At 67.5% G+C, this 26,349-nt stretch carries 26 protein-coding genes; 15 read left to right on the top strand and 11 right to left on the bottom strand.

What is annotated here, in order from left to right:
- Positions 1–18 precede the first annotated feature (18 nt).
- Positions 19–384: a hypothetical protein gene (locus ACEWX3_RS21470; protein ID WP_374157637.1), complete on the bottom strand. Its 366-nt coding sequence runs from the start codon at positions 382–384 to the stop codon at positions 19–21.
- 196 nt (positions 385–580) lie between these two features.
- Here ACEWX3_RS21470 and ACEWX3_RS21465 point away from each other — a divergent pair, with 196 nt between their 5' ends.
- Entirely contained in the window at positions 581–955 is a 375-nt protein-coding gene (locus ACEWX3_RS21465) for a metalloregulator ArsR/SmtB family transcription factor (RefSeq protein ID WP_152516112.1), read from the top strand.
- Entirely contained in the window at positions 952–2,586 is a 1,635-nt protein-coding gene (locus tag ACEWX3_RS21460) for a SulP family inorganic anion transporter (protein ID WP_207065494.1), read from the top strand. The genes ACEWX3_RS21465 and ACEWX3_RS21460 overlap by 4 nt, the downstream gene beginning before the upstream one ends.
- Before the next feature lie 43 nt (positions 2,587–2,629).
- On the opposite strand, the gene ACEWX3_RS21455 is transcribed toward ACEWX3_RS21460, so the two are convergent.
- Together ACEWX3_RS21455 and ACEWX3_RS21450 are read right to left on the bottom strand one after the other, a co-directional pair.
- Entirely contained in the window at positions 2,630–3,040 is a 411-nt protein-coding gene (locus tag ACEWX3_RS21455) for a SufE family protein (RefSeq protein WP_207065493.1), read from the bottom strand.
- Entirely contained in the window at positions 3,037–3,945 is a 909-nt protein-coding gene (locus tag ACEWX3_RS21450) for a sulfurtransferase (protein WP_152516115.1), read from the bottom strand. Before ACEWX3_RS21450 ends, ACEWX3_RS21455 begins: the two co-directional genes overlap by 4 nt.
- 232 nt (positions 3,946–4,177) lie before the next feature.
- Between ACEWX3_RS21450 and ACEWX3_RS21445 the strand changes: the two genes are divergently transcribed.
- Together ACEWX3_RS21445 and ACEWX3_RS21440 are read left to right on the top strand one after the other, a co-directional pair.
- Positions 4,178–4,531, top strand: a complete 354-nt coding sequence (locus ACEWX3_RS21445; RefSeq protein WP_374157636.1) for a hypothetical protein — start codon at positions 4,178–4,180, stop codon at positions 4,529–4,531.
- A gap of 250 nt (positions 4,532–4,781) precedes the next feature.
- Positions 4,782–6,167, top strand: a complete 1,386-nt coding sequence (locus tag ACEWX3_RS21440) for an MFS transporter (protein WP_207065490.1) — start codon at positions 4,782–4,784, stop codon at positions 6,165–6,167.
- Between the two features lie 60 nt (positions 6,168–6,227).
- On the opposite strand, the gene ACEWX3_RS21435 is transcribed toward ACEWX3_RS21440, so the two are convergent.
- The gene (locus ACEWX3_RS21435; RefSeq protein WP_374157635.1) at positions 6,228–7,490 is read right to left on the bottom strand and encodes an aspartate aminotransferase family protein; all 1,263 of its coding nucleotides are present in this window, start codon (positions 7,488–7,490) and stop codon (positions 6,228–6,230) included.
- 78 nt (positions 7,491–7,568) lie between these two features.
- On the opposite strand from ACEWX3_RS21435, the gene ACEWX3_RS21430 reads away from it, so the two are divergent.
- From ACEWX3_RS21430 to ACEWX3_RS21415, 4 genes are all read left to right on the top strand, one after another.
- On the top strand, positions 7,569–9,023 hold the full coding sequence (locus ACEWX3_RS21430; protein ID WP_374157634.1) for an NAD-dependent succinate-semialdehyde dehydrogenase: 1,455 nt from the start codon (positions 7,569–7,571) through the stop codon (positions 9,021–9,023).
- A gap of 113 nt (positions 9,024–9,136) precedes the next feature.
- Entirely contained in the window at positions 9,137–9,385 is a 249-nt protein-coding gene (locus tag ACEWX3_RS21425) for a ribbon-helix-helix protein, CopG family (RefSeq protein WP_221348992.1), read from the top strand.
- On the top strand, positions 9,379–9,723 hold the full coding sequence (locus ACEWX3_RS21420) for a type II toxin-antitoxin system PemK/MazF family toxin (RefSeq protein WP_374157633.1): 345 nt from the start codon (positions 9,379–9,381) through the stop codon (positions 9,721–9,723). The genes ACEWX3_RS21425 and ACEWX3_RS21420 overlap by 7 nt, the downstream gene beginning before the upstream one ends.
- Positions 9,724–10,035: 312 nt before the next feature.
- A complete protein-coding gene (locus tag ACEWX3_RS21415; RefSeq protein WP_374157632.1) occupies positions 10,036–10,863 on the top strand; it encodes a hypothetical protein in 828 nt (275 codons plus the stop codon).
- Between the two features lies 1 nt (position 10,864).
- Here the strand turns inward: ACEWX3_RS21415 and ACEWX3_RS21410 are convergent, their stop codons facing one another.
- Together ACEWX3_RS21410 and ACEWX3_RS21405 are read right to left on the bottom strand one after the other, a co-directional pair.
- Positions 10,865–11,545 (bottom strand): GntR family transcriptional regulator, encoded by a 681-nt coding sequence (locus ACEWX3_RS21410; RefSeq protein ID WP_374157631.1) that lies wholly within the window; start codon positions 11,543–11,545, stop codon positions 10,865–10,867.
- Positions 11,542–12,267 carry a maleate cis-trans isomerase gene (locus ACEWX3_RS21405; RefSeq protein ID WP_374157630.1) on the bottom strand — a complete coding sequence of 242 codons (726 nt, stop codon included), beginning with the start codon at positions 12,265–12,267 and terminating at the stop codon, positions 11,542–11,544. Before ACEWX3_RS21405 ends, ACEWX3_RS21410 begins: the two co-directional genes overlap by 4 nt.
- Before the next feature lie 48 nt (positions 12,268–12,315).
- Between ACEWX3_RS21405 and ACEWX3_RS21400 the strand changes: the two genes are divergently transcribed.
- Positions 12,316–15,168, top strand: a complete 2,853-nt coding sequence (locus ACEWX3_RS21400; protein WP_374157629.1) for an FAD-binding and (Fe-S)-binding domain-containing protein — start codon at positions 12,316–12,318, stop codon at positions 15,166–15,168.
- A gap of 111 nt (positions 15,169–15,279) precedes the next feature.
- Here ACEWX3_RS21400 and ACEWX3_RS21395 read toward each other — a convergent pair whose 3' ends face one another.
- On the bottom strand, positions 15,280–16,002 hold the full coding sequence (locus ACEWX3_RS21395) for an Asp/Glu racemase (protein ID WP_374157628.1): 723 nt from the start codon (positions 16,000–16,002) through the stop codon (positions 15,280–15,282).
- Positions 16,003–16,082: 80 nt separating this feature from the next.
- Between ACEWX3_RS21395 and ACEWX3_RS21390 the strand changes: the two genes are divergently transcribed.
- The 3 genes from ACEWX3_RS21390 to ACEWX3_RS21380 are packed head-to-tail and all read left to right on the top strand — an operon-like array spanning position 16,083 to position 18,990.
- Complete coding sequence (locus tag ACEWX3_RS21390; RefSeq protein ID WP_374157627.1) at positions 16,083–17,063, top strand: D-2-hydroxyacid dehydrogenase; 981 nt, start codon at positions 16,083–16,085, stop codon at positions 17,061–17,063.
- On the top strand, positions 17,063–18,487 hold the full coding sequence (locus ACEWX3_RS21385; RefSeq protein WP_374157626.1) for an amidase: 1,425 nt from the start codon (positions 17,063–17,065) through the stop codon (positions 18,485–18,487). Before ACEWX3_RS21390 ends, ACEWX3_RS21385 begins: the two co-directional genes overlap by 1 nt.
- Positions 18,484–18,990: a DUF3830 family protein gene (locus ACEWX3_RS21380; RefSeq protein ID WP_374157625.1), complete on the top strand. Its 507-nt coding sequence runs from the start codon at positions 18,484–18,486 to the stop codon at positions 18,988–18,990. The genes ACEWX3_RS21385 and ACEWX3_RS21380 overlap by 4 nt, the downstream gene beginning before the upstream one ends.
- Here ACEWX3_RS21380 and ACEWX3_RS21375 read toward each other — a convergent pair.
- Positions 18,978–20,267 carry an acyltransferase family protein gene (locus ACEWX3_RS21375; protein WP_374157624.1) on the bottom strand — a complete coding sequence of 430 codons (1,290 nt, stop codon included), beginning with the start codon at positions 20,265–20,267 and terminating at the stop codon, positions 18,978–18,980. The two genes, ACEWX3_RS21380 and ACEWX3_RS21375, sit on opposite strands and share 13 nt — an antisense overlap.
- A gap of 240 nt (positions 20,268–20,507) precedes the next feature.
- Here ACEWX3_RS21375 and ACEWX3_RS21370 point away from each other — a divergent pair, with 240 nt between their 5' ends.
- A complete protein-coding gene (locus ACEWX3_RS21370; protein ID WP_374157623.1) occupies positions 20,508–20,849 on the top strand; it encodes a hypothetical protein in 342 nt (113 codons plus the stop codon).
- Positions 20,850–20,859: 10 nt separating this feature from the next.
- Here ACEWX3_RS21370 and ACEWX3_RS21365 read toward each other — a convergent pair whose 3' ends face one another.
- The 3 genes from ACEWX3_RS21365 to ACEWX3_RS21355 are packed head-to-tail and all read right to left on the bottom strand — an operon-like array spanning position 20,860 to position 23,471.
- Complete coding sequence (locus ACEWX3_RS21365) at positions 20,860–21,489, bottom strand: nucleoside triphosphate pyrophosphatase (protein ID WP_374157622.1); 630 nt, start codon at positions 21,487–21,489, stop codon at positions 20,860–20,862.
- 28 nt (positions 21,490–21,517) lie between these two features.
- Complete coding sequence (locus ACEWX3_RS21360; protein WP_374157621.1) at positions 21,518–21,796, bottom strand: acyl-CoA carboxylase subunit epsilon; 279 nt, start codon at positions 21,794–21,796, stop codon at positions 21,518–21,520.
- Positions 21,797–21,845: 49 nt separating this feature from the next.
- Positions 21,846–23,471, bottom strand: coding sequence for an acyl-CoA carboxylase subunit beta (locus ACEWX3_RS21355; RefSeq protein ID WP_374157620.1), 1,626 nt, complete (start codon positions 23,469–23,471; stop codon positions 21,846–21,848).
- A 483-nt stretch (positions 23,472–23,954) separates the two neighbouring features.
- On the opposite strand from ACEWX3_RS21355, the gene ACEWX3_RS21350 reads away from it, so the two are divergent.
- Both ACEWX3_RS21350 and ACEWX3_RS21345 read left to right on the top strand, forming a co-directional pair.
- On the top strand, positions 23,955–24,383 hold the full coding sequence (locus tag ACEWX3_RS21350; RefSeq protein WP_374157619.1) for a hypothetical protein: 429 nt from the start codon (positions 23,955–23,957) through the stop codon (positions 24,381–24,383).
- A 267-nt stretch (positions 24,384–24,650) separates the two neighbouring features.
- Entirely contained in the window at positions 24,651–26,348 is a 1,698-nt protein-coding gene (locus ACEWX3_RS21345; RefSeq protein ID WP_374157618.1) for a DUF4012 domain-containing protein, read from the top strand.
- The last annotated feature ends 1 nt before the right edge of the window (position 26,349 follow it).

Raw genomic sequence — 26,349 nt, 5'->3', positions numbered from 1 at the left:
TCGCGCCGCCAGCTGGTACTAGGACTGCCCGACGTATTCGTCGCAGGAGAGGACGAGCGTGTCGGCGGGACTCGAAATATCGACATATTGATGTCCGGGGCGGCCACCGTCTCCAAGTGCAATCAGGTCGGCGATCACCTCGCTTGCCTTGGCTTGATCGAGCCGCCAGACGACCCGAGAACGGTCTACTTCCACTTCTGGATCGCCAGGTTGGATCAGAAACTGATGGGCGAAGTCTCCATGCTGGAGTTGCCCGCCACCGTCTTTTACGGCGGCTTGCAGCGCGGAGGTGAATTCCTTCACTCCGTCTCCATCCATAGCCAGCAACACGGCATCGTCGCCGAGATTGAACCCGGGGGCGAACTCAACGCGAATGGTGCTCATGCGTCCCCCAAAAAACGATTGTGCCTGTGCTGGCAAAAAGATACTGGCGCAACGCACTCGCACCCGCGCCGCCAATTATTGGATTCAGTCACTGCGGCGCAACCTCTGAAGCGCACCAGGGAGCCGGTCACCAGTCGCGCGCGACAACCGATATGATGAATTGCGATTTTGCTCAATCCATCAAATCGGAGGTCGGATGGCGCCGAGTTTCCGGGATTCCGCCGAGCGGCCCCTCTACGAGATCAAGGCCAACCTGTTCAAGGCGCTCGCCCACCCCGCACGCATCCGCATACTGGAGATCCTGTCGTCCACGGGGCGCCCCACCCCGGTCAGCGAGATCCTCGCCGAGACCGGGCTGGAGCCGACCCTGCTCTCCCAGCATCTGGCGGTGCTCAAGCGGCACTACGTGGTCAGCGGCGAGCGGGTCGGCAACGCGGTGTACTACGAGCTCGCCCACCCCAAGATCTCGGAACTGTTGCTGATCGCCCGGACTTTCCTCACCGACACCCTGGGTGCGCGCCGCGATCAGCTCGAGATGCTGGGCTCCCTGCCCCCCGTCGGTCAGCCGTGACGCTCGTCGGCGGACTCCGGCACGCCCGCTCGCTGTTGCCGCGCCGCTCCGATTACGCCGGGCTGTCGCGGTCGTGGCGCAGGGATGTCCTGGCAGGCGTGACCGTCGGGGTTGTCGCGTTGCCGCTCGCGCTGGCGTTCGGCATCAGTTCCGGCGCGGGCGCGGCCGCCGGGCTGATCACCGCGGTGGTCGCGGGACTCGTGGCCGCGGTGTTCGGGGGCTCGCACGTGCAGGTGTCGGGGCCGACCGGCGCGATGGCGGTGGTGCTGGCGCCCGTCGTGGCGCACTACGGGATGGGTTCCCTGGCGATGGTCACGGTGCTGGCCGGGGTGCTCGTGCTGCTGGCCGGCGTGACCGGGCTGGGACGGGCGGTCACGTTCATTCCGTGGCCGGTCATCGAGGGCTTCACCCTCGGTATCGCCGCGATCATCTTCCTGCAGCAAGTTCCGGCCGCACTCGGTCAGTCCGCATCACCCGGGGCGTCTCCGCTGGTCGCCGCGTTCCGGGCTGTCCTCGGGGTCGACTGGTCGCTCGCCGGGCCGGCGCTGCTCGTCACCGTGCTGGTGGCCGCCGTGATGGTGGTGCTGCCCCGAATCCACCGCGCGATGCCGGAGTCGCTGGTGGCGGTCATCGCGGCCACCGTGCTCGTGGTCGCGCTCGGTCTTCCGGTGGCCCGGATCGGTGAACTGCCCAGCCAACTTCCGGCGCCGGTGCTGCCGCATGCCGACTTCGGGGCGCTGCGGACGCTACTCGGGGCGGCACTGGCGATCGCCGCGCTCGCCGCCATCGAATCGCTGCTGTCGGCGCGGGTGGCGGCCACGATGTCGCCCACCGGCCCCTACGACCCGAACCGTGAACTGGTCGGGCAGGGGCTGGCGTCGGTGGCATCCGGGGTGTTCGGCGGCATGCCGGCCACCGGCGCGATCGCCCGGACCGCCGTCAACGTGCGCTCGGGCGCCCGCACCCGGGTGTCGGCGATCGTGCATTCGCTGGTGTTGCTGGCGGTGGTCTACCTGGCCAGCGGTCCTGTTGCGGCGATACCGCTGACGGCGCTGGCCGCCGTGTTGATGGTGACGTCGGTGCGCATGGTCTCGTTCCGCACCGTGGGCCGGCTCCTCGCCTCGACGCGATCCGACGCGGTGACGTTCGTGCTGACCGCCGTCATCACCGTCGGGTTCGACCTGATCGAAGCGGTGCAGATCGGGGTGGTGGTCGCGGCGGTTTTCGCGCTGCGCAGTGTCGCCCGGCGCAGCAGCGTCACCCGCGAGGAGCTGCCCGGCCCGCCGCGCCCCGGCGACGAGAAGATCGCCGTGCTGCGTCTCGACGGTGCGATGTTCTTCGGTGCGGCGGAGCGCATTTCGAACACCATCACCGACGCCGAGCATCCGGACGTGAAGGTCGTGATCATCCGGATGTCGCAGCTGGGCATGCTCGACGCCACCGGCGCGCACACGCTGGCGCAGATCGCCGAGGAACTGGAATCGCGCGGAGTCACGGTGATCATCAAGGGGGTGCGTCCCGAACACCGCGCTCTGCTGGCCAACGTCGGGGTGATCGACTCACTGCGGCACGAGAACCATCTGATCGACTCGCTCGACGACGCGGTCGAGCACGCCCGCAGCCATGTCTGACGACCGCCCCGGTTGCCGTCAGAAGATCCGGGACCGCTTGCGCCTACTTGAGCCGCTTCTTGATGCGCGCCAGCATCGCCGACATGCCCCGCAACCGCAGCGGGCTGATCAGTGCCGCCAGCCCGAGGTCGGTGTAGAAGTCGTCGGGCACGGCCAGGATGTCCTCGGCCGACTGCCCGTCCAGGCCGGCGGCCAGGATGGCGGCGAACCCCCGGGTGGTCGGCGCTTCGGCCGGCGCGCTGAAATGCAGCCGCACCTGGCTGCGGTCCTCGGCGTCGACATGCAGGAACAGCGGTGACTGGCATTCGGGCACCGGTTCCATCGCCGCCTCCTCGAGGTCGGCGGGCAGGGCGGGCAGCTCGTCGGCGAACTCCAGCAGCAGGGCGAGCTTGTCCTGCCCGTCCACCTCCTGGAAGTCCGAGACGACCTCGGCCAGGGCAGCCGGCATGCTCATGAGGCGCCGGGCGCATCCCCCGGATCGGATCCGGTGGTCACGGGCACCCGCACGGCGTTGCCCCATTCGGTCCACGAGCCGTCGTAGTTGCGCACGCCCTCCATGCCGAGCAGGTGGGTCAGCACGAACCAGGTGTGGCTGGAGCGTTCCCCGATGCGGCAGTAGGCGATGACTCCCGAGTCGGTGCCGCCGGAGGGGGCGAACTGCCCGTAGAGCTCGTCGAGTTCGGCGCGGGACCGGAACTTGCCGTTGTCCTGGGCGGCCTTGGCCCACGGGATCGACACCGCGGTCGGGATGTGGCCGCCGCGCAGCGCGCCTTCTTCGGGGTAGTCGGGCATGTGGGTGCGCTCACCGGTGTACTCCTGCGGCGAGCGGACGTCGATCAACGGTTGCTTGCCCAGGATGGCCAGCACGTCTTCTTTGAACGCACGGATCGGGGCGTCGTTGCGCTCGACCACCGGGTAGCCGGTGGTCTGCTTGGACGGCACGTCGAGGGTGGTGTCGCGGCCGTCGGAGATCCACAGGTTGCGGCCGCCGTCGAGCAGGCGCACGTCGGGGTGGCCGAACAGGGTGAACACCCACAGCGCGTAGGCGGCCCACCAGTTGCTCTTGTCGCCGTAGATGACGACGGTGTCCTCGCGGGAGATGCCTTTGCGGTTCATCAGCTCGGCGAACTGCTCGCCGGTGATGTAGTCGCGCACCTCGGGGTCGTTGAGGTCGGTGTGCCAGTCGATCTTGACGGCGCCGGGGATGTGGCCGGTGTCGTAGAGCAGCACATCCTCGTCGGACTCGACGATGGCCAGGCCGGGGCGGCCGAGGTTGCCGGACAGCCAGTCGGCGGTGACCAGACGTTCCGGGTGGGCGTAGGACTGCAGGGCGGGGCTGGGATCAGGCGGTAACGGCACGCGCCCAGCCTACCGTCGGGACCGTCCGCTTCCGATGCCCGGGACCTGCGGCGCCGCCCCGGGAAGTGAGCCCGCTCACCACCTGGCTGGTGGGCCGCTGGGGGATTCCTGCCGGTTCGCTGGGGTCACCGGCTCATCGCTGGTAGAGGCCTTAATCTCAAGATCACAAGCGTGCTGGGCAGCGTCGCGCGGCAGTGAGCTTCTCTTACTCCCTGAAGGGGATGGGCAGACGATGAACAAGAATCTGGTCGCGGCGGTGTCGGCGGTGTGCGTGATGGGCGCGGTGGTGACGGCGAGTCCGGCGCTGGCCGCCAAGGGCGATCCCGCCGCCGGCGGCACCCAGTCCACGTGGGAGATGCCGGATGTGAAGGGCATGATCCTGCACCCGGCGCTGCAGTCCATCCTGTCGGCCACGGGCGGCAAGCAGGTCAAGATCAACTACGTCGACGCCGGTCGCCTGGCGGTCTACAACGACGAGAACTGGATGGTGTGCGGGCAGTCGCCGGCACCCGGCGCCGAGACGGCGAAGTACTCGGTGACGCTGAAGGTGGAGCGTCCGGCGTTCGACGAATGCCCCTCCAGCTGAGCTGAAGAATTCCCAGAAACTTCCGGGTTTCCTGATCTGATCTTGTGGGTAGGCCGCCAGGGTCGGAGTCGTGAACAGCCTGTTCTCGGCGCCGGTGCGCACAGCCAAATAACAGAAAGCCCTTGCCGCGTCAGCGGTGTGCTGACTGCTAGCCGCTGACCCTGGGGTGTCGGATCGGGAATGAGTCCCCTCGTGGGCGTTGCAGCGGAGCAGCCTTCCGACGCCGACCCTGATTTGAGGAAGGCTTCCCATGAGTAGCCCCGACAAGTCCCCGACCGCCGACTCTGCTGACGAAGCCCCACCTGGGGTATTGAAAAAGGCCATCGCCGCCTCGGCGATCGGCAACGCCACCGAATGGTTCGACTACGGCCTCTACGCCTACGGCGTCACCTACATTTCGGCGGCCATCTTCCCCGGTGACACCACGGAGGCGACGCTCTTCGCGTTGATGACGTTCGCGGTGTCCTTCCTGGTGCGCCCGCTGGGCGGGTTCGTATGGGGCCCGCTCGGTGACCGGCTCGGTCGCCGCCAGATCCTCGCCATCACGATCGTGCTGATGGCTTCGGCGACCTTCTGTGTGGGCCTGGTGCCCACCTACGACATGATCGGCTTCTGGGCGCCGGTGCTGATGATCGGCCTGCGGATGATCCAGGGCTTCTCCACCGGCGGTGAGTACGGCGGTGCCGCGACGTTCATGGCCGAGTACGCCCCGCCGCGCCGCCGCGGATTCATGGGCAGCTTCCTGGAATTCGGCACGCTGGCCGGCTTCTCCGCCGGTGCGCTGCTGATGCTCGGCTTCTCGCTGGTGCTCAACGACGACCAGATGGGCAGCTGGGGCTGGCGCATCCCGTTCCTGATCGCCGCGCCGCTGGGCATCGTCGGCATCTATCTGAGAACCAAGCTCGAGGACACCCCGGTGTTCAAGGAGTTGGAGGATCAGGGCAAGGAAGAGGCGAACATCGGGTCGGAGTTCAAGGACCTCATCACCCGCTACTGGTCTCCGATCCTGAAGCTCGGCGGCCTGGTGGTCGCGCTCAACGTGGTCAACTACACGCTGCTGTCCTACATGCCGACCTATCTGGAGCAGGGCATCGGGCTGTCGACCGACATGTCGCTGGTGGTTCCGATCATCGGCATGCTGGCGATGATGGTGTTCGTGCCGTTCGCGGGTCATCTGTCCGACCGGGTCGGTCGAAAGCCGATGTGGTGGGTGTCGCTCATCGGCCTGTTCATCATGGTGGTGCCGATGTTCATGCTGATGTCCACCGGTGTGGTGGGCGCGATCATCGGCTTCGCGGTGCTGGGTCTGCTGTATGTGCCTCAGCTGGCGACGATTTCGGCGATGTTCCCGGCCATGTTCCCGACCCAGGTGCGCTTCGCCGGCTTCGCGATCGCCTACAACGTGTCGACGTCGATCTTCGGCGGCACCGCTCCGGCGGTCAACGAGTGGTTGGTGGCCGAATCAGGCAACAACCTGTGGCCCGCGTTCTACATGATGATCGCCGTGGTGATCGGTGCCATCGCGCTGCTGAAGGTGCCCGAGACCACGCGGTGCCCGATCAACGGCACCGAGATCCCCGGCACCCCGGAAGCCCCGCCCCAGTTGGAGCTCGTCGGGGCGGGCAGCCGGTCCTGAGCCGGTCGGCGCCGCTCGGCCGATGGCGTTGCACCGCCTGGCCGAGCGGCGGTGCTTCGTTCAGCCGATGGCGTTGACGGCGTCGGCCCAGATGCCGACCGCCTCGTCGACCTGATCGGCGTCGACCACCAGCGCGGGGATGAACCGCACCACCTGGCCCCACGCCCCGCAGGTCAGCAGCAGCAGGCCGCGGCGGGCGGCCTCCTGCTGGGCCGCCGTCGCCGCTGCACCGTCGGGTTTGCCTGCGGCGTCGCGGAATTCGTTGCCGAGCATCAGGCCCAGCCCGCGCACGTCGGTGATCGCGTCGTGCTTGTCGGCGACCAGCTGCAGTCCCTGACGCAGCTGGTCGCCGCGGGCGGCGGCGTTGTCGACCAGGTTCTCGTCGCGGATCACGTCCAGCGTCGCCAGTGCCGCCGCGCAGGCCACTGCGTTGCCGCCGTAGGTGCCGCCCTGCGAGCCCGGCCACGCCTTGCTCATCAGCTCCTCGGTGGCCGCGATCGCCGAGAGCGGGAACCCGGACGCCAGGCCCTTGGCGGTGATCAGGACGTCGGGCCGGACGAACCCGTCCGAGGCGAAATGTTCGTGGCCCCAGAACTTTCCGGTACGCCCGACACCGGTCTGCACCTCGTCGATCACCAGCACGATGCCGTGCTGGTCGGCTCGCTCACGCAGCCCGGCCAGGAAGCGGGCGTTGGCCGGGACGTAACCGCCCTCGCCGAGCACCGGTTCGACGACGAACGCGGCGGTGTCGGCGGGCGCGGTCATGGTCTGCAGCAGGTAATCCAGTTGGGCCAGGGCGAAATCGGTGGCCTGCTCGACCGGCCAGCCGTAGTGCGTCGGGTCCGGGAACGGGGCGACGTGCACACCGGCCATCATCGGCGCGAAGCCGGACCGGAACTTGGTGCCCGAGGTCGTCATCGATGCGGCGGCGACGGTGCGGCCGTGAAAGCCGCCGTGGAACACCACGACGTTGGGCCGCCCGGTGGCTTGGCGCGCCAGCCGCAGCGCGGCCTCGACGGCCTCGCTGCCGGAGTTGGTGAAGAACATGCGCTCGAGTCCCGCCGGCAGCACCTCGCCGAGCCGGTCGACGAGGTCGAGCAGGGGACGGTGCATGACGGTGGTGTACTGCGCGTGGATCAGCGTGCCCACCTGGCGTTGGGCGGCCTCGACGACGTGGGGGTGGCAGTGGCCGGTGCTGGTGACGCCGATGCCGGCGGTGAAGTCGAGATACCGTCGGTTGTCCTCGTCGTAGAGGACGGCGCCTTCACCGCGGGCGGCCAGCACGCCGGTTGCTTGCTTGAGGACGGGCGAAAGAGCGGTCACAGCGAGTCCCTTGATTGTCGACGGGTAGATTGTCAACAATCTAGCGGACGTGGTTGTCGAATTTGAAGGGGTGGTGCAGTGGACCAGGCACGGGTCGTCGCGGCGGTCGAGAGAGGTCTGTTCATCGACGGCAAGTGGGTCGACGCCACCGGCGGGCGCACGTTCGACGTCGTCAACCCCGCCACCGGGCAGACGCTGTGCGCGGTCGCAGACGCCTCGCCCGACGACGGTCGCGCCGCACTGGATGCGGCGGTGGCCGCCCAGCCCGTGTTCGCAGCGATGCCCCCGCGGGAACGCGCCGACATCCTCACCCGCGCGTTCGAGCTGCTGCATGAGCGCGTCGACGACCTGGCGCTGCTGATGACGCTGGAGATGGGAAAGCCGCTGGCCGAGGCCCGCGGCGAGATCGCCTACGCCGCAGAGTTCTTCCGCCACTTCGCCGGTGAGGCGGTGCGCATCGACGGCGGCTACCAGACCGCCCCGGCCGGCGGCGCGCGCTTCCTGGTCACCCGTCAGCCCGTCGGGCCGTGCCTGCTGATCACGCCGTGGAACTTCCCGATGGCGATGGGCACCCGCAAGCTCGGCCCGGCCATCGCGGCCGGCTGCACCAGCGTCATCAAGCCGGCGCCGCAGACCCCGCTGTCGATGCTGGCGCTGATGGATCTGCTGGTCGAGGCGGGTCTGCCGCCGGGTGCGGTCAACTGCATCGCCGCCACCGACGCCGGCGCGGTGATCGAGCCGATGATCCGCTCCGGGGCGATCCGCAAGCTGTCGTTCACCGGGTCCACCGCGGTCGGGCGGAAACTCTTGGAGCAGTGTGCCGAGAAGATCCTGCGCACCTCGCTGGAGCTGGGCGGTAACGCCCCGTTTGTGGTGTTCGAGGACGCCGATCTCGACGAAGCAGTCGACGGTGCGATCGCGGCCAAGATGCGCAACATGGGGGAGGCGTGCACCGCGGCCAACCGGATCTACGTGCAGTCCTCGGTGATCGACGAGTTCGGTCGCCGGCTGGCCTCGAAGATGGCCGATCTGCGGGTCGGTCCCGGCACCGAGGACGGCGTCAACGTCGGTCCGCTGATCGACGCTGCCGCGCTGGAGAAGGTCGAGACGCTGGTCGCCGACGCGGTCTCACGCGGGGCATCGGTGCTGACCGGGGGCACCGCGCCGGGCGGGGAGGGGTTCTTCTACCCGCCGACGGTGCTGACCGGGGTGCCGCGCGACGCGCAGATGTGCGATCAGGAGATCTTCGGGCCCGTCGCGCCGCTGACGCCGTTCGACACCGAGGACGAGGTGGTCGCGGCCGCCAATGACACCGAATACGGTTTGGTGTCTTACGTGTTCACCAACGATCTGCGTCGCGCGCTGCGGGTGGCCGAGGCGTTGGAGACCGGCATGGTCGGGCTGAACCAGGGCGTGGTGTCGAATCCGGCCGCCCCGTTCGGCGGGGTGAAGGCCTCCGGTCTGGGCCGTGAGGGCGGCTCGGTCGGCATCGACGAGTTCCTCGAGACGAAATACATCGGCATCAAGATGTGACGCCAGGTTGCGTTGACACTGCGTTCAGCGCGGGGTTTTCGTCCATTTTCCCGCAGCCAGCGCAGCCCCAACGCACGAACCGGACTCCGGTTATACCGAGTTATACTCTCTTGATGAAGACGGCCATTTCCCTGCCAGACGAGACGTTCGAGCGTGTGACTCGGCGTGCCAACGACCTCGGTATGAGTCGATCCGAGTTCTTCACCCGGGCCGCGCAGAGATATCTCGACGAACTGGATGCATCGTCGCTGACCGAGCACATCAACGGTGCGTTGGAACGCCTCGTCGGCCCCGACGAAGAGGTGGCCGATGCGGTGGCAGCCGGGCATCGCGTATTGCATGACACGGATGATGAGTGGTGATCAAACGCGGGGACATCTACTGGGCTGACCTCGGGCCGCCGACAGGCAGCCGTCCCGCCAAGCACCGACCGGTGCTCATCGTTCAGTCTGAGCCATATAACTTGAGCCGTCTTGCCACCGTTCTCGCCGTGGTGATCACATCGAACACGGCGCTGGCGGTAATGCCCGGCAATGTCTTCCTACCGGCAAGTGTCACGGGACTACCCCGCGATTCGGTCGTCAACGTGACTGCCCTGATCACCTTGAACAAGACCGACCTCACCGACCGAGTTGGAGGTGTGCCGCCCAGCCTGATGGCCGGCGTCGACGGGGGGCTCCGGCGCGTGCTGGATCTCTGAGCAGTGCATGGCGAGTGCTCACCGGGCGAGGAGTGGGTGCCCTAGGCAGCTGCGGAGCGTGCCGGGACGTCGCAGCTGGCGGGTTGGCAGGAGGCAGCTGGGTCACTGCAAACCTGTTTGAGGTGCTCGGAGCGAGATCGACATGACGGCTGCTGTTTTCGCTCGATTGGGGTGTTTTCACAGCCCGGATGTCAATCTGGGCTATAGCACTGAATCGAGAGTTGTTCCCCAACATGGCCGCGATCCACAGCCGTGCTGCGGAACCCGGCTGCACCACACGGACGTGTCACACCGTCCGGCGAGCGTGGCAGCATGCACGATCCGTTCCTCGGCAGCGAGGCGATCAAGGCAGGGACGCTGACCCGTGGGGCACTGCGCTGGAACTACACCAGCCTGCTTCCCGACGTGTACATCCACAAGGACGGACGCATCACCACTTGGGTCAGAGCTCAGGCGGCCTGGCTGTGGACGGGCCGGCGCGGTGTCATCGCCGGCAGAACAGCGGCCGCGCTGGCCGGCGTCAAGTCGGTCGACCCTTGCGCGCCCATCGAGATCATCGCCCCGTCGCGGCGGACCCAGCCAGGCATCATCGTCCGCAACGAATGCATCGACACCGACGAGATCGACCCGGACGGGGTGCCGCCGCGGACGAATGCGGCGCGCACCGCGTTCGACATCGCCAGGCGTCTGCCGCTGAAGGAGGCCATCGTCATCCTCGATCAGCTCGCGGCGATAGCCGACATCACGCCGGCAGACGTCGAGCCGTTGCAGCGCCGCTATCAGGGCGCCCGCGGAACGTGGGAGGCGCGCGATGCCATCAGGATGATGGACGGCGGCTCCAGGTCTCCCGAAGAATCGCTGCTGCGGCTGTCACTGCTCCAGAGCTATCTGCCTCCTCCGCAGACCCACATCGAGATCGCCGACGAACTCTGGGATGCGGCCATCGCCATGGGGTGGCCGGACGCTCGGGTCGGAGTGGAGTGGGGTCCGCACCGCCGCGCCGTCCACCTCGACGTCAAGTTTCGGCACCTGCTCTATGAGCGGGGTTGGATCTTGATCGAGGCCATGCCGAACAAACGCGTGGGCTTCACAATCGAGAAGTGTTGGAGAGCGCTGCGTCGGCGCGGTGCGGTGCGGTGAGCTATGACACCACCGCGTCGACCGGCTCCTCGGCGGGCGCCTCGAAGAGCCGGGCCAGCGCGTCGTCCATGTGGGCGACCATCAGCCGGTCAGTCAGCTCGGGATCGCCGGAGCGCACGGCCGTGGCCAGTGTGCGGTGCTCCTCTTCGCGGAAGTCGGACTTGGCGTAGGAGTCGTCGAGCGAGTGGATGCACATGCGGGTCTCGGTGATGACGGTCTGGTGCATGCGGCGCAGATGCTTGCTGCCCGACAGCGACACCAGCAGCTCGTGGAATTCGATGTCGAGCTCGCTCATCTCGGCCGCCGACGCCGCGCGGCCCATCTTGTCCACGACGGCCAGCAGCGCATCCCCGGCGGCGACGAAGTCCCCGGACACCACGATGCTGCGCGCCGCGGCGCGTTCGATGGCCTCGCGCGCGATGTACATGTCGCGGATGTCCTCGGGCGTCATGTCGATGACGAACAGCCCGCGGTTGCGGATCGCGACCAGCAACCCCTCCTGGGTCAGCCGCTGCATGCCTTCACGCAGCGGGCCGCGGCTGACGCCGAGCTGGCGGGCGAGGTCGGCCTCCAGCAGCTGTTCGCCGGGCTTGAGTTCGCCGTAGCCGATCGCGGCACGCAGCCTGTCGGCGATGATGCTCGGCGTCGAGCGCTGCACCAGCGGCCCGATGTGCCCGGTCATCGTCGACTCCCGGATCGGAACAACGCGCCCAGGCCGGGCAGTTCGGGTACCGGCCCCAGCAGCTCCAGGCCTTTCCACACCGTCACCTGGTTGGCGGTCAGCACCGGCTTGCCCACGGCGGCCTCCAGTTGGTCGATGATTGCCAGCGTGTGCATCGCGGTGTCGGGCACCAGCACCGCCTCGGCGTCGGGGTGATCGGCCGCGGTCACCATGTCCACGACGCGCGACGGCTCCAGCGTGCCGACCTCGGCGGCGGTGTATATGCCGTGGCTGCCCATCGACACCACCTCGGCTCCGCCGTCGGTGAGGAAGCCGACGAAGTGCTGGGCGACATCGTCGGGGTAGGACGCGGCGACGGCGACGCGGCGGATCCCGAGGTGGCGCAGCGCGTCGACGAACGCGATCGACGTCGACGACGCCGGCACCCCCGCCGCGTCGGCGACGGCGGCGGCCTGCGCGCGGGCGCCCTGCGGGCCGAACACGAAGCTGCCCGACGTGCACGCCCACATCACCGCGTCCGGCTGCGCGCCGGACAGCTGGGACGCGCCGTCAGCGAGGCGGGCGTCGCTGCCGATGTCGAGCAGCGCGTCGACGCGGTGGGCGTCCTCGCCGACCGAGGTGATCACCACCGGGAGCCGCACCGCGCCGGAGATGCGTTCTTCGAGTGCGGGAAAATCGTCTTCGGCGCTGTGTCCGGGGTAGAGCAGACCGACCGTTGGCATAGAGGACCTCCTTGGCTGACCGCCACCCAGATAGGTAGATTGTCAACAATGTTAACGCCCGCGACCTACGACGTCAGGCGGCTGGGGGCCCAGCTGCGTTCCGAGGTTCGCGGCACGGTCGCCGACGACGCGTCCGCGCGGGCCCTGTATGCCACCGACGCCTCCAATTACCGGGTGGTGCCGGACCTGGTCGTGGTGCCGAGAGACGTCGACGACCTGGCTGCAGCGGTCGTGCTGACGGCGGCGGCGGGCGCCCCGGTCGTGATGCGCGGCGGCGGTACCTCGATGGCGGGCAACGCGATCGGCGGCGTGGTGATCGACGCGTCGCGCCATGTCAACAAGATCCTCGACATCGACACCACCGCCCGCACCGCGCTGGTCGAACCCGGGGTGGTGCTCACCCATCTGCTGGCCGCGGCCAAGCCGCACCAGCTGGCGTTCGGCGCCGACCCGTCCTCGGCCAGCCGCGCCACGTTGGGCGGGATGATCGCCAACAACGCGTGCGGCGCGCATTCGGTGGCGTGGGGGACCACCGCCGACAATGTTCGCGCGTTGGAGGTGCTGCTCGCCGACGGCACCCGCACCACGTTCACCTCCCACGGCGACCGTGGCGCGCTGACCACGCTGCCCGGTGCGGAGGGTGAATTGCACCGTTACCTCACCGGGTTCGTCGACACCCACGAGACGGTGATCCGGCGGCGCTTCGGGCAGTTCACCCGCCAGATCTCCGGCTACGCGCTGCACGAGCTGCTGCCCGAACGCGGCTACAACGTCGCCGCGCTGCTGTGCGGCAGCGAAGGCGGGTTCGCCGCGACGCTGCGCGCGACGGTGGCGCTGACCCCGCTGCCCGCCGCGCGGGTGCTGTGCGTGCTGGGCTTCGCCGACTCGATCGCTTCGGCCGAGTGTGTGCCGACGGTGCTGGCGCACAGCCCGCTGACGATGGAGTCGATCAACGATCAGCTCGTCGACCGGCTGCCCGGCGAGGTGCGCCGCGCCGCGATCGACGCCGGGCTGCCCGCGGGGCGGGCCTGGGTGCTGGTCGAGATGGGTGGCGAGGACCTGATGGCGGCGACCATGGCCGCCGAAAAAATGCTTGTCGCGCTGAAGGATTCGGGCTCGCCGGCGACGGCGTCGCTGGTCACCGAGCCGGCCGCGCAGGCGGTGCTGTGGCGCTGCCGCACCGACGCCGCCGGGCTGGCCACCCGGCAGCTCGACGGCGCCGAGGCGTGGGGCGGCTGGGAGGACGCCGCGGTGCCGCCGCACCGGCTGGCCGACTATCTGCGCGGCCTGGACGCGCTGATGGCCCGCTACGGGCTGGCCGGTGCGTCCTACGGGCATTTCGGCGAGGGCTGCATGCACATGCGCATCGACTTCGATCTGCTCTCCGACGACGGCATCCGCGCCTACCGGGCGTTCGTCGAGGAGGCCACCGATCTGGTGGTGTCGCTGGGCGGTTCGGTGTCCGGGGAGCACGGCGACGGCCGGGCCCGCTCGGAGCTGCTGGACCGGATGTACGGCGCCGACGGGCTGGCGCTGATGGCCGGCATGAAGGACATCTGGGATCCGCGCCGGGTGCTCAACCCCGGGGTGGTGGTGGATCCGCCGCCGCTGGACGCCGACATCCGCCACGACGGGCCGGCGAAAGAGCGCACGCTGTTGACGCTGTTCGCCTATCCGGACGACAACGGCAACTTCGCCCAGGCCCAGCGTCGCTGCGTGGGCATCGGCAAGTGCCGCCAGGCCAGCGGCGGGGTGATGTGCCCGAGCTATCAGGCCACCCGCGAGGAGCAGCACTCCACCCGCGGGCGCGCGCATCTGCTGTGGGAGATGCTCCAAGGCGACGTGGTGACCGACGGGTGGCGGTCCACCGAGGTGCGCGACGCGCTGGATCTGTGCCTGTCGTGCAAGGGTTGTCTGTCGGACTGCCCGGTCAACGTCGACATGGCCACCTACAAGGCGGAATTCACCCACCACCACTACCAGGGCCGGCCGTGGGCGCGGCCGCTGTCGCACTGGTCGATGGGCTGGCTGCCGCTGTGGTCGCGGGTCGCGGCGAAAGCGCCGAAGATCGCCAACCGGCTGGCGCGCGGCCCGCTGGTCAAACGCCTCGGCGGCATCGCCGAGGAACGTGAGATCCCGCAGTTCGCCGAGCAGACGTTCACGTCGTGGTTCGCCGACCGGCCCGTCACTGCCGGGCCGAAGGGGCAGGTGCTGCTGTGGCCGGACAGCTTCACCAATCACCTTGCCCCGCAGGTCGGTCAGGCCGCCGTCGCGGTGCTCGAAGCGGCCGGCTATCAGGTGGTGCTGCCGGAGCGGCCGGTGTGCTGCGGGCTGACCTGGATCTCGACCGGGCAGCTCAACGCCGCGAAGAGGCGGCTGACCGCGTCGCTGACGGCGCTCGCACCGCACCTGGCCGCCGGAACCCCGATCGTCGGGCTGGAGCCCAGCTGCACCGCGGTGCTGCGCCGCGACGCCCACGAGCTGCTGCCGGATGACCCCCGCGCCGCCCAGGCCGCCGAGACCACGCACACGTTCGCCGAGTTCGTCCTCGCCTCCGGCTGGCAGCCCCCGCAGCTCGGTGCGCAGGCACTGGTGCAGACGCACTGCCACCAGCACGCCGTGCTGGGCTTCGACGCCGACCGCACGTTGATGACCAAAGCCGGTATCGCCGCCGATATCCCGGACTCCGGATGCTGTGGTCTGGCGGGCAATTTCGGTTTCGAGCGCGGCCACTACGAGGTGTCCCAGCAGGTAGGGGAGCGGGTGCTGCTGCCCGCGGTGCGCAACGCCGCCCCGAACACCGCGGTGGTCGCCGACGGCTTCAGCTGCCGCACCCAGATCGCGCAGGGCACCGAAAGGCGCGCGGTGCACCTGGCGGAGCTGCTGGCGCGCGGACTCTGAGTTTGGTGCCGCCGAGATGCTTCGAGATTGTCATAGCGGCTGTCCTGAAGGAGTTCCCGCAGCCCTGGGCGCAATCTCGGCTCCCAGTCGACGGGCGCGGCGCCGAGGGCTCTACCGCTCCATCAGCTGCTGGCCGGGCCCGACGGCCTTGCGGCCGATCAGGCTCAGCGCATGCCACATGGTGACCTGGTTGGCCGTGAGCACCGGCTTGCCGAGTTCGGCTTCCAGCTCGGCGATCACGTCGTAGGTCGGCATGTTGGTGCAGCTGATGAACACCGCCTGCGCGTCGTCGGTGTCGGTCTCGCGGACCAGCCGGCGGGTGACGTCGTGCGGCACCGTCCAGATGTCCGACGTCAGCCCCAGCCCCGCGGCCGCGGTCACCTCGATGCCCGACTCACCCAGGAACGCCGTCAATCCCACGGTCAGGTCGGCGGTGTACGGGGTGGCCGTGGCGACGCGGGTGTAGCCGAGGTAGCGCAACGCCGAGAGCAGCGCGCCGCTGGTGGTCAATGCCAGCGGCGACCCTGCCGCCAGCATCGCCTCGACCAGCGCCTGCTCGGCCAACGGTCCGCCGACGAAGCTGCCCGAGGTACAGGCGTAGGCGGTGACCAGCGGGCCGATCGCCGAGACGTCGGTGACGCAGCGGGCGGCCGATTCGGGGTCGGAGATGTGCACGGCCATCTCCATGGTGGCCGGCATGGGGGCATAGGGCAGTCGGGTGAAGTGGAGGCTCACGTCATTGGGAAGCCACCGCCAGAGTTCGCGATCCAGCGCGAAATCGTAGGGCACTACAACGCCGATACCGGCTTGCTGCAGAGGTGGCGACGGGTTCATTGGCACAGTGTGGGGCCACTTAGCACACGCCGCAAGTCGATTGTTGACAATCGGACCATCTGATTCCTAACCTGTGCCCAATGCCTGGATTTCGCCCGGTTGTCGCGGTGTTGTGCGCGAAGCCAGATGACCGCCCGCCTGGGTTCGACAGTTGGGATCTCGCCGTCGACTTCCGGTTCTGTGACGCCGCCGGTCTGGTGGACGCGGTGCGCGGCGCGCAGGGGCTGTTGCTGTGGGATTTCTTCTCCACCGCTGTGCGCGACGTGTGGGACCACGCCGACGCGTTGGAGTGGATCCACATCACCGCCGCCGGCGTGGACACGTTGTTGTTCGACGAGCTAAGGGATTCCGCGGTCGTGGTCACCAACGCGCGCGGGGTGTTCGACCGGCCGCTGGCCGAGTTCGTGCTCGGCGCGGTGATCGCGCACGCCAAGGACGCCCGCACCAGTTTCGCGCTGCAGGCCCGCCACGAGTGGCGCCACCGCGAGACCCGCAGCATCACCGGGGCCACCGCGCTGGTGGTCGGCACCGGCGGCATCGGCCGTGAGATCGCGAAGCTGCTGCGCGCCGCCGGGTTGAATGTGCGCGGCGCGGGTCGCCGGCCCACCACCGACGACCCCGATTTCGGTGAGATCGTCTCCAGCGCCGAGCTTTCCGCGCATGCCGGGTGGTGCGACCACCTGATCCTGGCCGCCCCGCTGACCGACGAGACCCGCGGCCTGGTCGGCGCCGACGTGCTGGCCGCGATGAAACCCGACGCGCATCTGGTCAACATCGCCCGCGGCCCGATGGTCGACGAGGCCGCGCTGCTCGACGCGCTGAGCACCCACCAGATCGGTGGTGCCACACTGGATGTGTTCGACACCGAACCGCTGCCGCCCGATCATCCGCTGTGGGACGCGCCGAACGTGACGATCACCGCGCACATGTCCGCCGACGTCGTCGGGTGGCGCGAGGAGCTTGCCGGACAGTTCGTCGCCAACGCGCGCCGCTGGCTGGCGGGGGAGGACCTGCACAACGTGGTGGACAAGAAGCTGGGCTACATCCCGGGAGGGCAGTGATGTCGGACGCGTCGATGCCCGAGGCGACCGAACTCGTTGCCGGCTACCGGGACAAGAGCCTCTCCCCGGTGGAGGCCACCCAGGCCGCGCTGGACGCGATCGAGGCCTACGACGACGCGGTCAACGCGTTTGTCCTCGTCGACCCCGAGGGTGCGCTGGCCGCCGCCAAGGAGTCCGAGGCCCGTTGGCACGCCGGGGAACCGCTCGGCCCGGGTGACGGGGTGCCGACGTCGATCAAGGACATCTTCCTGACCCGGGGCTGGCCGACGCTGCGGGGCAGCGCGCTGGTTGACACCGCCGGCCCGTGGGAGGAGGACGCTCCGTGCGTGGCGCGGCTGCGTGAGACCGGTGCGGTGATCCTGGGCAAGACCACCACCCCGGAGTACGCGTGGAAGGGCGTCACCGACTCGATCGCGTTCGGTCCGACCGGCAACCCGTGGAACCCGGCGACGACGGCCGGCGGGTCCAGCGGCGGCAGCGCCGCGGCGGTCGGGCTGGGCATGGGTCCGTGGTCGGTGGGCACCGACGGCGGTGGCTCCGTGCGGATTCCGGCCGGCTTCACCGGCACGGTCGCGCTGAAACCGACGTTCGGGCTGATTCCGCACTACCCGCCGAGCCCGTTCGGCACGCTGGCGCATTCGGGCCCGATGACGCGCACCGTGCGCGACACCGCGGCGCTGATGGATGTGATCACCGGCTTCGACGCCCGCGACTGGGCGGCGATGCCGACACCGACGCGTTCGTTCCTCGACGGCCTCGACACCGGGGTGGCCGGGTTGCGCGTCGGGTTCTCCCCGGACCTCGGCTACGTCTACAACGATCCCGATGTCGACGCCGCGGTGCGTGCGGCCGTCGCGGCGCTGGCCGAGGCGGGCGCGATCGTCGACGAGGTCGACCCCGGCTTCAGCGACCCGGTCGACGCGTTCCACGTGCTGTGGTTCTCCGGCGAGGCCAAGGTGCTCGAACCCTACGGATCGCTGGCGGAGCTGACCGGCCGCGCCGATCCCGGGCTGCTGCGTACCGCGGCGGCCGGGTCGCGTTGCTCGGCGTCGGACTATCTGGACGCGATGGCGGTGCGAATGCGGCTGGGCCAGTTGATGGGTCGCTTCCACCAGGACTTCGACGTGCTGATCACCCCGACGCTGCCGCTGCCGGCGTTTCCGGTGGGCACGGACGTGCCCGACGGGTCGCCGTCGCCGGACTGGACCAGCTGGACGCCGTACACCTATCCGTTCAACATGACCCAGCAGCCGGCGCTCAGCGTGCCGTGCGGATTCACCTCCGCCGGGCTGCCGGTCGGGCTGCAGATCGTCGGGGCCCGGCACGCCGACGCGACGGTGCTGCGGGTCGGGCAGGCCTATCAGTCGGTGACCGACTGGCACCGACGCACCCCCACAGTGATGACGCAGGAGGACAACTCGTGATCAGACTGATCACCGTCTCGTTGGACAAGCGAGGGGTGAGCTGCCCGGCGCGGCTGCTCGACGAGGCCGCGCCGCGAACGTGTGCGGCGGTGTGGGATGCGCTGGCTGACGGTCCGCTCTCGGCGCCGGTGTTTCACGGCAAGTACGCCCGCAACGAGATCTACACGCTGCTGCCGGCGTTCGCGGCGGCCGACCCGGGCCTGGAGAACACCACGGTGACACCGATTCCCGGGGACCTGTGCTGGTTCTCGTTCAGCTCCGATCAGCTCGGCAACCCGGCCTACGGCTACGAGAACTCGACCGGCACCGGCACCCAAGGCGCGATCGTCGACCTGGCGCTGTTCTACGGCCGCAACAACCTGCTGATCAACGGCGACCAGGGCTGGGTGCCGGGCAACGTGTTCGGCGAGATCATCGAGGGCCTGCCCGCGATGGCCGAAGCGTGCCAGGACCTGTGGATGGGCGGCGTGCGCGGGGAGACGCTGAGCTTTCAGCGCGCCTGAACGATCGTGATGCCCGCCGCCGGTTCGAGCGCGTCGGGCCGCATCGCATAGGACACCAGGGCCAGGGTCACCAGCACCAGCCCGGCGACCAGAGCCACCTTGGTGGCGCGCTCGATGTGCAGCAGGCCGTGCTCCATCGCGCGCATCCCGTCGCGGATCTTCTCCCGGCTGGCATGCCGCAGCGGCTTCTCGATCGCGTGGTGCAGCAGCAGCGCCAGCCCGAACGTCAGGCACAGCACGCTGGCGTAGTGGTAGACGCTGCCATGCATCAACGCGGCGAGCAGCACGATGACCGGCCAGTGCACCAGGAACAACGCGAACGCGAGGTCGCCCAGGTAAGTGCTGACCCGGTTGCGCAGCAGCGGCTGGAACGCCGGCTCGCCGCCGATGCCGGCGGCGATGACCAGCGCGGCACCGGCGACCGGCAGTAACGCCCAGGGCGCGGGGTAGCCGGCGGTGGTCTCGTTGATCACGAACACGCTGGCGACGATGATCGCCACCCCAGCCCAGGACAGCAGCGGCTTCAGCAGAACCGGGGTGCGGGCAAGGAAGCCCGCCGCGGTGGCCAGCAGTGCACCGACGCCGAGCTCCCAGACCCGGGCGAAGGTATTGAAGTACGCCCAGTCCGGTACGTTCGCCGAGCTGTACAGCGACCACGCCAGCGAGGCGGACACCAGGATGCTGGCCGCGCCGGCCACCAGCGCGGTCTTGCGGGCCTGCGACCATGCGAGGGCGGCCGCGATCGTCGCGGCCGCCAAGATGACGAGCGGCCACGCCAGCCAGAACTGCTCACCGACCGACAGCGCCCAGAAGTGCAGCAACGGCGACGCGGACATCGGACCGGCGAACGGGTCGGCCCCCAGGAAGGCGAAGTGCCAGTTGGCGGCGAAGACCGCGGCCAACACCGCGTCGATGCCGACCTGCTCGGCGCGGGTCTGCGGGAAGACCAGCAGCGCCGCGACATAGGTCAGCAGCAGCACGACGGTAGCGGCCGGGACGATGCGCAGCGTGCGGCGCCACAGGAAGTGCCCGACCGCCATGGTTTTGCTGTGTTTCCCGCCCCGCAACAGCGCTGCCGTCACGAGGTAACCGGACAGGACTAGAAATATGTCGATTCCGACGAAGCCACCGACAGGTTGACCCCACAGGCTGTGGCCGACCACCGCGAGAACAGCCGCAGCTCGCAAACCTTCAAGGTCGAAGCGAAAGTTTGCTTCAGCCGCTTTCCGGTCTCGCCGTCGAGATGAGATGCGGTATCTATCCAGCGTAGTAGTCATCGTTGCCCCCCAGCTGAGAAATGCTACGTACGTCAAATCATGGCTGAAAAACGCAAAGCGCGAAAGTTAGCAAACCACGATGTGGCTTGGATCACGCAGCTCCAGGGCGCGACGATTCGGTGCGCTCGGCGGACCAGTAGGGCCTAGCAAACTGGGATGTGAGCGGATTGTTACCGTCGTCGAGGTTTGACTCGGTTACTGTTCTTCAGGGGGCTCACAGCAGACATGGAGGGGATTCTCGTGCGCACGCAGTTCAAAGTGGCGTTAGCGGCAGTCATGGCCGTCGGTGGAATGGTCACAGTGGCGGCGCCCGCGGCGGCGGCCCAGGAGGGCAATCCCGGTCCCTGGGAGATGCCGGACGTGCGCGGCGAGATTCTGCAGCGCGCGATTGACTCGGTTTTGGACGTCACCGGTGACGTCGACCTGGACCTCGAGATTCGTAACCGACTCAGTGCCCAAGAGGTCATCAATTACACCAATTGGGAAGTGTGCGCCCAGGCTCCGCGCGGGGGGGAGAACATCTCGCAGAAGGCCAAGCGCGTCATCTTGCTGGTAAGGCGTCCGAATACCTCCGGTTGCTGAGCCAGTCGACTCAGATCTGCCACAACCCGGTGATGGGCGTCCCGGCGCGGCGCACCATGCGGCGCACGAGCGGCAGGCTAATCCCGATGACGTTGGAGGGGGCGCCCTCGATCGCATCGATGAACCAACCGCCCAAGCCGTCCAGCGTGAAAGCGCCGGCGACGCCGATTGGTTCGCCGCTGTCGACGTAAGCTTTCAGCTCGTCGTCGCTGGGCGGCCCGAAGTGCACTGTGGTGCTGGCTGTCTCGCTGCCGGTGTGGGCGATGACTCCCTCGGATATGCGTAGTAGTGCGTGCCCGGTCAGTAGATGGCCGGTAGAGCCGGCCATCGAAATCCACTGTCGCCGCGCTGCTTCCGCTGATCCGGGCTTGCCGCACAGGGCATTTTTATGGAAGAGCATCGAATCGCAGCCCAGCACAATGCAGTCGGCAGCGACGTCATCGGGGAGTTGCGCTGCCACAGCGACCGCTTTGGCGTTGGCCAGTTTCGCGACCACCGCCTCGGGCGGGGTGTCGTCGTCCAACGAGGCGATCAGCGCGTCCTCGTCGACGTCGGACACGATGACTAGTGGATCGAGTCCGGCCTGGCGCAGCACTCGCAGTCGTCCCGCGGACGCCGACCCCAGCACGACCCGCGTCACGGCCGCGAGTCTTCGACCAGGCTGATGGTCACCTCCGAAGGTGCGTGCGCTCCAGCAACGTGACGCGCTGCCAGCTGGCGTAGGAGTAGCGCAGCTTGTCCACCGGATGTCCCCACGGGTTGAGTTCCTGGGGGCCCGGTTCGTGATGGCCACCACCTGCGCTGGCGAGCACGGTCGCCAGCGCAGCGATCTCGTCGAGACTTGGGTCGCCCTTGAGGATCTGGAAGTGCGGTTCCGGAGCGGGCGGGTTGTCGATCGTCATGTCCCTCGGGTCGGAGACCTCGGCGATGTCGGTGTCCTGGCTCATGGCTCACAGTCCTTGTCTGGCAGACGGTTTCGTCGAAGTGGGCGCGGGATCAGAGCGGGATGTTGCCGTGCTTCTTGGGTGGGGTCTGGGTGATCTTGCGCTCCAGCAGTCGCAGCGCGGTACCGATGTAGCCGCGGGTGTGCGAGGGCGGGATCACCGCGTCGACGTAGCCACGTTCGGCGGCCATGTAGGGGTTGACCAGGGTGTCCTCGTACTCCTGCTGCAGCTGCAGGCGCAGCGCATCGACATCCTCGCCCTTCTCGGCGGCTTCCTTGAGCTGCTTGCGGTAGACGAAGCCCACCGCGCCGGAGGCGCCCATCACGGCGATCTGGGCGGTCGGCCAGGCGACGTTGACGTCGCAGCCCATGTCCTTGGACCCCATCACGCAGTACGCGCCGCCGTAGGCCTTGCGGGTGATGACCGTGACCTTGGCGACGGTGGCCTCGCCGTAGGCGTAGAGCAGTTTCGCGCCGCGGCGGATGATGCCGTTGAACTCCTGGTCGGTGCCAGGCAGGAAGCCGGGCACGTCGACGAGCATGACGATCGGGATGTTGAAGCAGTCGCAGGTGCGCACGAACCGGGCTGCCTTCTCCGAGGCGTCGATGTCGAGGCAGCCGGCGAACTGGGTTGGCTGGTTGGCCACGATGCCGACGGGACGGCCGTCGATGCGGCCGTAGCCGCAGATGATGTTGCCCGCGTAGCCGGCCTGGATCTCCAGGAACTCGTCGTCATCGAGGATGCGGGTGATGACCTCGTGCATGTCGTAGGGCTGGTTCGGCGAATCCGGGATCAGCGTGTCGAGTTCGAGGTCCTCCTCGGTGAGGTTCTCCTCGATCGGGCCCGGGTGCGGGGCCGGGTAGCGGGGTGGCTCGGCGTAGTTGTTCGGCGGCAGGTAGGACAGCAGATCACGCACCCACTCGAGGGCATCCTGCTCGCCGGAGGCGACATAGTGCACGGTGCCGGACTTGGCCATGTGGGTGTGGGCGCCGCCGAGTTCCTCCATGGTGACGTCCTCGCCGGTGACGGTCTTGATGACGTCTGGGCCGGTGATGAACATCTGGCTGGTCTGATCGACCATGACCACAAAGTCGGTCAGGGCGGGGGAGTAGACGTGCCCGCCGGCCGCAGCGCCCATGATCAGCGAGATCTGCGGGATGACGCCGGAGGCCTTGATGTTGTTGTGGAAGATGCGGCTGTAGAGGCCGAGGGAGACCACGCCCTCCTGGATGCGGGCGCCGGCGCCGTCGTTGATGCCGATCAGCGGGCGGCCGGTCTTGATGGCCAATTCCTGCACCTTGACGATCTTTTCGCCGTACACCTCGCCGAGCGAGCCGCCGAACACGGTGGCGTCCTGGCTGAACACGCAGACGTCGCGGCCGTCGATGGTGCCGTAGCCGGTGACCACGCCGTCGCCGGTGGGGCGATTCGATTCCAGCCCGAAGTTCTTGCTGCGGTGCTTGGCGAGTGCGTCGAGCTCGACGAAGGAGTCCTCGTCCAGGAGCGCGAGGATGCGCTCGCGGGCGGTCAGCTTGCCTTTGGCGTGCACCTTCTCCACCGCGGCCTCACCCACCGGGTGCAGCGCCTCTTCGGCGCGCTTGCGCAGGTCGGCAAGCTTTCCGGCGGTGGTATGGATGTCGATCTCGTGCTCGGCGGCGGGCTCAGTCACGCTGGTCATGAGGTGATGGTATCGGCGGGGAATTCGGGCGTCGCGGGTGGCCCTTATTGGACCCTTAGAAAATCGGGTCGGGCAGATCTGCCCATGCTCCACCAGGTGCCGTGGCACCTGATTGGTCCGGCCCCTTCGTTGCCGGTTCCTTGCCGAACGAGTAAAGACCGGCATTTCGCGCTGCCGAGCTAGGCGCTTTCAGCCACCGGGCATGCAGCTGACGGAACGGCGTCTTGCTGAACAATTCGCTCCTACATAGCGAAGCCAGCAAATCTCAAAGAGGCTGTTGTTGCAGATAGAAACACATCGGTGTCCGGCGCACCGGCGGCAGTGCCTGACGCCGTAGCTGAAGTTGAAGACCTGCTGGTCATGCGTCTTTAGGATTTTGCGGAGAAAGTTTCACCGAAGCGGCCATTCCGGTTGACAGGGTGCCTGGAGTCTGAGAAGCTCTCAGCAACATCAAGGGACCGAACCTTCTTGGGGGGAACAGAAATGAATGCCATCGCGACCAAATTCCAGGTGGGTGCCGCAGCACTCGCTCTCGGAGCGTCCGCTGCCTTCGTGCCCGTGGCGGCCAATGCCGCTCCTGCCGTTCAGGTTCCGGCCGCGCCGGTGCATCAGGTCGCCGGCGACCTCGCGCAGGCTCCAGGTGATTTCATCTGGTTCTTCCAGGTCACCTCCGTCCAGCTCTCGGCCACCTTCACCAGGAGTGCGACCTTCTGGACCGACACGACCATCGCTATCTACGAGGCGAAATTAGCTCGGCGCCCTAATTCGATCTTCGCTCCCTTCTATCAGAATCGCATCGCTCAGCTTCAGCAGCAACGTGCGGCCTTCGGTCAACTGAGCTTGAGCGCCTGCCGCGATGGCGAGGGAATCTCGGCCGGCCCGTACGGGACCGTCACCCGGGGCGCCTGCTAACGCGCCGCCGGTCGCTTGATACGAGTCACCAAGTTCATAGTGCTGAAGCCTGCACGTCGTGTTGTTGACGTGCAGGCCTCAGCCTTGCGCAGGGAATTGTGAGTGGGATTTTTTCCGCGACGCCAGTCAGACTCGACTAGCTACGGCGACGACAATGACAACCGGGAGGGGTACGACGAAGATCGACGACGGCTCCCGGGAGCGCTAGCGCTTCGAAACAGAAAAGCCCTCTGGGGGACAGCGCTGCTGGCGCTCGTCATCTTGGGGATGGGCTGCTGGGTAGCGGTAGGTGCTTTCCAAGCCAAGTCAAGTCTTGAGCAGGCTCGAGCTAGCGCCCAGGCCGCTAAAGACGCATTGCTAGAGGGTAAGACGCAAGCTGCGTCCGAGTCGGCCGACGAAGCGCTCGACCGGGCCGAAGCCGCCCGCGCTGCCACTCATTCCATCGCCTGGAACGTCGTGGCTGTCATTCCCTGGTTGGGCAGCCCGTTCAAAACCGGTCAGCAAGTCACCGATGTCGTCCTCGGTCTCGCCTCCGAGGTTTTACGGCCTGCGGCTGACGTCGGTATCGCGATTGCACCCGATCGTTTGTACCGCGATGGAAGAGTGGATGTGGACCTGTTGCGTAGTCAACAAGCTCAATTGAGCGAGTTGTCCAGCCACGCGACGCGTCTAAACGGCGATGCCGCCGCGATCACAGATCCCCGATATGTCTCCCTATTGAGCGATGCGCGTTCCGAACTCCAGAGTCAGATCTCTAGCATCACAGCGGTCATAGAGAATACAGCCTTGGCCGCACGGTTGGTGCCGTCGATGATGGGCGCAGACGGGCCGCGAACTTATTTCATGGCTTTTCAGACTAACGCAGAGGTACGCGGCACTGGAGGGCTTCTCGGCGGGTATGGGATTCTTCGATTCGATAATGGCGTCCCGACAGTCGACACCCTAGCGCCGAACACTGACCTCGCCGGGGCAGTCGCTCCGGTCGAACTCGGGGTCGAGTACGACCAGCAGTACGGTTACGCCCAACCTTTCACGGACTTCCGTAACAGCAACCTGAGTCCTCACTTCCCCTACGCCGCTCAGATATGGAAGGCCATGTGGGCGGAGCAAACCGGGATGGAAGCGGATGGTGTGATCGCTATCGATCCCGTTGCGCTGAGCTACATCCTTGGAGCGATCGGTCCGGTGACAATGCCGGATGGTGAGGTCGTTTCTCGCGAGAATGTCGTCGAATTGACCGAATCGACCGCTTACGCTCGTTTCCCCACGGACCAAGCTGCGCGGAAACAATACCTACAGGACATTGCCAATGCTGTAGTCACGAGGATGACTGAAAATGTGCAGTCGCCGCGCAAGCTACTCGACGCCCTCGGAAAGGCGGTCAGCGAGCGGCGTATCGCCGTGTGGAGCGCCAGGCCAGGTGAGCAAGAGCTTTTGGAGCAGACACCGCTGGCGCATACACTTCCAAGCGACGAAGCTCCCTATGCTGCGGTGGTTCTTAATAACCTTGGGGGCAACAAACTCGATTACTATCTAGACACCGAGATCGAGTACGCGGCGGATAACTGCATCGGTGATACGCGGGCGTCGACCGTCACTGTAAAGCTGACTAACACAGTCGCGGAAGATTCCGTGCCAGATTATGTGGCGACTCTTGGTGGCTTCTCTCCCGACCTGGGGATCGCGGTCCCGAGGGGCACGAATATCACGTCGGTCCGTCTGTTCGCTACAAAAGGTGCGAGTTTGTCCGCTGCGATATTGAACGGCGAACGAGTTCCAGCAATCTTAAATACTGAACGGGGTCATCCGGTATTCGAGGTCCAGGTGATTATACCGCCTGGCCAGACAGCCGATATCAGCTACCAGTTGTCTGAGCCAACTGCTGCAGGCACACCGAGAGTCGGAGTGCAGCCGCTCGTGGAGACAGTGCTTCCGAGAGTGCTGGTGCCCGAGTGCAAGGATTGAT

The organism is Mycobacterium sp. G7A2, from assembly GCF_041902445.1.
In the GTDB taxonomy this organism is placed as follows: Bacteria; Actinomycetota; Actinomycetes; order Mycobacteriales; family Mycobacteriaceae; genus Mycobacterium.
Note: the sequence above shows the minus strand (reverse complement) of the source record. Positions and strands in the feature narration are given on the sequence as shown.

Bases quoted from the DNA above. Each gene is read 5' to 3' on its own strand.
- ACEWX3_RS21385 (WP_374157626.1), top strand. From the start codon at position 17,063: ATGTCGGACGCGTCGATGCCCGAGGCGACCGAACTCGTTGCCGGCTAC.
- ACEWX3_RS21405 (WP_374157630.1), bottom strand. From the start codon at position 12,267: ATGCCAACGGTCGGTCTGCTCTACCCCGGACACAGCGCCGAAGACGAT.
- ACEWX3_RS21470 (WP_374157637.1), bottom strand. From the start codon at position 384: ATGAGCACCATTCGCGTTGAGTTCGCCCCCGGGTTCAATCTCGGCGAC.
- ACEWX3_RS21375 (WP_374157624.1), bottom strand. From the start codon at position 20,267: ATGACTACTACGCTGGATAGATACCGCATCTCATCTCGACGGCGAGAC.
- ACEWX3_RS21445 (WP_374157636.1), top strand. From the start codon at position 4,178: ATGAACAAGAATCTGGTCGCGGCGGTGTCGGCGGTGTGCGTGATGGGC.
- ACEWX3_RS21395 (WP_374157628.1), bottom strand. From the start codon at position 16,002: ATGAACCCGTCGCCACCTCTGCAGCAAGCCGGTATCGGCGTTGTAGTG.
- ACEWX3_RS21345 (WP_374157618.1), top strand. From the start codon at position 24,651: ATGGGCTGCTGGGTAGCGGTAGGTGCTTTCCAAGCCAAGTCAAGTCTT.
- ACEWX3_RS21415 (WP_374157632.1), top strand. From the start codon at position 10,036: ATGCACGATCCGTTCCTCGGCAGCGAGGCGATCAAGGCAGGGACGCTG.
- ACEWX3_RS21465 (WP_152516112.1), top strand. From the start codon at position 581: ATGGCGCCGAGTTTCCGGGATTCCGCCGAGCGGCCCCTCTACGAGATC.
- ACEWX3_RS21425 (WP_221348992.1), top strand. From the start codon at position 9,137: ATGAAGACGGCCATTTCCCTGCCAGACGAGACGTTCGAGCGTGTGACT.
- ACEWX3_RS21390 (WP_374157627.1), top strand. From the start codon at position 16,083: ATGCCTGGATTTCGCCCGGTTGTCGCGGTGTTGTGCGCGAAGCCAGAT.
- ACEWX3_RS21440 (WP_207065490.1), top strand. From the start codon at position 4,782: ATGAGTAGCCCCGACAAGTCCCCGACCGCCGACTCTGCTGACGAAGCC.
- ACEWX3_RS21360 (WP_374157621.1), bottom strand. From the start codon at position 21,796: ATGAGCCAGGACACCGACATCGCCGAGGTCTCCGACCCGAGGGACATG.
- ACEWX3_RS21350 (WP_374157619.1), top strand. From the start codon at position 23,955: ATGAATGCCATCGCGACCAAATTCCAGGTGGGTGCCGCAGCACTCGCT.
- ACEWX3_RS21400 (WP_374157629.1), top strand. From the start codon at position 12,316: ATGTTAACGCCCGCGACCTACGACGTCAGGCGGCTGGGGGCCCAGCTG.
- ACEWX3_RS21410 (WP_374157631.1), bottom strand. From the start codon at position 11,545: ATGACCGGGCACATCGGGCCGCTGGTGCAGCGCTCGACGCCGAGCATC.
- ACEWX3_RS21455 (WP_207065493.1), bottom strand. From the start codon at position 3,040: ATGAGCATGCCGGCTGCCCTGGCCGAGGTCGTCTCGGACTTCCAGGAG.
- ACEWX3_RS21355 (WP_374157620.1), bottom strand. From the start codon at position 23,471: ATGACCAGCGTGACTGAGCCCGCCGCCGAGCACGAGATCGACATCCAT.